The sequence below is a fragment of the Rhodococcus sp. P4_B6 genome (assembly GCF_056402215.1).
This window is the reverse complement of sequence record NZ_JBFUHV010000378.1, coordinates 1-2853: the sequence shown is the minus strand read 5'-3', so window position 1 is coordinate 2853 and position 2853 is coordinate 1. Positions and strand designations below refer to the sequence as shown.

The 2853-nt window shown below is 69.5% G+C and carries 3 protein-coding genes and 1 pseudogene; 3 read left to right on the top strand and 1 reads right to left on the bottom strand.

What is annotated here, in order from left to right:
• Both AC1DWT_RS50660 and AC1DWT_RS50655 read left to right on the top strand, forming a co-directional pair.
• Nucleotides 1–479, top strand: a pseudogene (locus AC1DWT_RS50660) (alpha-(1->6)-mannopyranosyltransferase A); the annotation flags it as partial.
• A 7-nt stretch (nucleotides 480–486) separates the two neighbouring features.
• Nucleotides 487–1422: a phytoene/squalene synthase family protein gene (locus AC1DWT_RS50655; protein ID WP_206012666.1), complete on the top strand. Its 936-nt coding sequence runs from the start codon at nucleotides 487–489 to the stop codon at nucleotides 1420–1422.
• Nucleotides 1423–1429: 7 nt separating this feature from the next.
• Here the strand turns inward: AC1DWT_RS50655 and AC1DWT_RS50650 are convergent, their stop codons facing one another.
• Nucleotides 1430–1798 carry an Rv2175c family DNA-binding protein gene (locus AC1DWT_RS50650; protein WP_087556228.1) on the bottom strand — a complete coding sequence of 123 codons (369 nt, stop codon included), beginning with the start codon at nucleotides 1796–1798 and terminating at the stop codon, nucleotides 1430–1432.
• Nucleotides 1799–1929: 131 nt separating this feature from the next.
• On the opposite strand from AC1DWT_RS50650, the gene AC1DWT_RS50645 reads away from it, so the two are divergent.
• On the top strand, nucleotides 1930–2853 hold a 924-nt coding region (locus AC1DWT_RS50645), incomplete at its 3' end, for a protein kinase domain-containing protein (RefSeq protein WP_477926203.1).

Below are 2853 nucleotides of genomic sequence, written 5' to 3'. Positions count from 1 at the left end.
CGGTCGGAACGTCGTGGTTCGCGGACCTGCGGCTGGGCGAGGTCCTGGCCGTCACCCGCCCGATCTGTGCGGTGGCCCTCGTCGCGATCGTGCTCGCCGCCTGGTGGCGGTACCGGAAGACCGAGCGGGATGCGATCCTCGGAATCCTCATCGTCCTGGTCGCGATCGTGATTCTGTCGCCCGCGGCGCTGCCGTGGTACTACTCGTGGCCGATCGCCATCGCGGCCGGCTTCGCGTTGTCGACGCGGACCCTGATGATCCTCGTCGGGTTGTCCACCTGGTTGATGCTGGTCTTCCAGCCGGACGGGTCGATCGGGCTCTACACGTTGGCGCACGTGATGCTCGCGACGTTCGCCGCGGTCGTGGCGGCGGTGTCGCTGCGCACGGTCGACCCGCTGCGGCTGCGCGCACCCCGGCCCGTCGAGGAAGAGCGCACCTCCGACCTCGCAGGTGCTGCGTCGTCGCCCGGCCTCGAATGACCGGTCGATGACCGCGCTGTCCGACAGTTACCGGTACTGCGGCGCGGTGACGGCAGAGCACGGACGCACGTACCACCTGGCCACCCGGTTGCTTCCCGAGCGCCGCCAGGCCGCCGTGCACGCCCTCTACGGGTTCGCCCGCACGGTCGACGACCTCGTGGACGTCGATCCCGGCCGGACCGCCGGGGAGTGCGCCGCCGAACTCGACCGGATCGACGCGGTGCTACGGCGCGGCTTCACCGACAAGAACGCCGTCGGTGACACCGCCTGCTCACCGGAGATGCGGCGGGTCCTTCCCGCGTTCCTCGACACCGTGGCGGACTTCGCCATCCCCCACGACTACTTCTTCGCGTTCCTGAACTCGATGCGGATGGACGTTCCGGGGACTCCGGAGCACCGGGCCGACTACGGCACTCTGACCGAACTCCGCACGTACATGTACGGGTCGGCCGTCGTGATCGGATTGCAGATGCTGCCCGTCCTCGGCACCACCGGGCCCGGCGCCGAACCGCACGCCGCGGCCCTCGGGGAGGCGTTCCAGCTGACCAATTTCCTTCGCGACGTCGGCGAGGACCTGGATCGGGGCCGGGTCTATCTCCCGGCCGAGGAGCTGGCCGCGTTCGGAGTCGACACCGAACTCCTCGCGCAAAGCCGCCGCCGCGGCACGACGGACCAGCGCATCGTGCGGGCGCTCGCCCACCTGATCGCGGTCACCCGGTCGGTGTACCGGGACGCGGAACCGGGCATCGCGATGCTGGATCGACGCGTCCAACCCGGCATCCGTACGGCGTTCGTGCTGTACTCGCGCATCCTCGACGAGATCGAACGTGGCGGGTACCGGGTCCTCGACCGGCGCGCCACCGTTCCGCGGAGAAACCGGTGGGCGACGGCGGTGCCTCAGTTCGCCCGGCTCGCGGTGCCTGCCCGCGGCAGGATGTGGTGACCGGCGGTCAGAATCCCATCGCCTGAGCGCGGCGGATCACTTCGCGGGCAAGGTCGCCGTGCAGGGCCTGGACGGGCGTGCCGGGGAGGCTGTCGTCCTCACGGAACAGCCACAGCAGGATTTCCTCGTCCTTGAATCCACCGTCGTGCAGCACCGCAATGAGACCGGGCAGCCATTTGACGGTCTCACCGGTCTCGTCGAAGAAGAGTTCGGGGACGCCGAGGACGCCGTCGCGGCGCACAGCGATCAACTGCTGATCCCGCAGAAGCTGCTGCACGCGGGTGACGGCCACACCGAGGTTCTTCGCGACGTCCACCAGCTGGAGGAGCGAGACGGAAGGGTCCAGGACATCGTCACAGTAAGGGATGGCACTCACTCCCCTAACGTTATCTGGTCGCCTCCGGCGTGGCGCTACCGGTCGGTGTCGCTGGCTACGATTGAGGGGCGTGTGGCCGGGCTGCGCGCACTGACGGGGGAACGGACACTGTGCACGATGGAGGTCAACGTTTGATCGGCGAGCTGCTCGACCGGCGCTATCGGGTGGATGCCACGATCGCGCGTGGCGGCATGTCCACCGTGTACAGGGGGCTCGACACGCGTCTCGACCGTCCGGTGGCCATCAAGGTGATGGATCCGCAGTTCGCGGCCGATCCGGCGTTCGTGACCCGGTTCGAGTTCGAGGCCCGCTCGGTCGCGCGACTCAAGCACCCTTCCCTGGTCGCGGTGTACGACCAGGGACACGACCGCGATCACGCGTTCCTGGTGATGGAACTGGTCGACGGCGGAACGCTGCGCGAACTCCTGCGGGAACGCGGGCCGATGCCGCCGCACGCGGTGGCCGCGGTCGTGGGGCCGGTTCTCGACGCGCTCGCCGTCGCCCACCGGGCGGGTCTCGTGCACCGCGACGTCAAACCCGAGAACATCCTGATCTCCGACGGCGGTGAGGTGAAGATCGCGGATTTCGGTCTGGTGCGGGCGGCTGCGGCGTCGAACACCACGTCGCACAGTGTGATTCTGGGCACGGCGGCGTATCTGTCGCCGGAGCAGGTGACGTCGGGGATCGCCGACACCCGCAGTGACGTCTACTCCACCGGTGTCCTGCTGTTCGAACTCCTCACCGGACGGACCCCGTTCACCGGAGACACGTCGTTGTCCGTGGCGTATCAGCGAATCAACCAGGACGTTCCGCGGCCGGGTTCGTACATCGCGGGTGTGCCGCCCGAGTTCGACGAACTCGTCGCGGAGGCCACGCACCGGGAGCCGTCGCACCGCTTCGCCGACGCCGAGCAGATGGGTTCGGCGTTGCGCGGCATCGCGGCGGCGCTCGACCTGCCCGCGTACCGGGTGCCCGCCCCGCGACGCTCGGCGCAGCACCTGAGCGCCGCGGCCGCCGCGAGCGCTCCTCCCCTGACCGCGCCGCCGGGCCCCGTC

Coding starts and splice junctions, on each gene's coding strand:
- AC1DWT_RS50655 (WP_206012666.1), top strand. CDS start 487: ATGACCGCGCTGTCCGACAGTTACCGGTACTGCGGCGCGGTGACGGCA.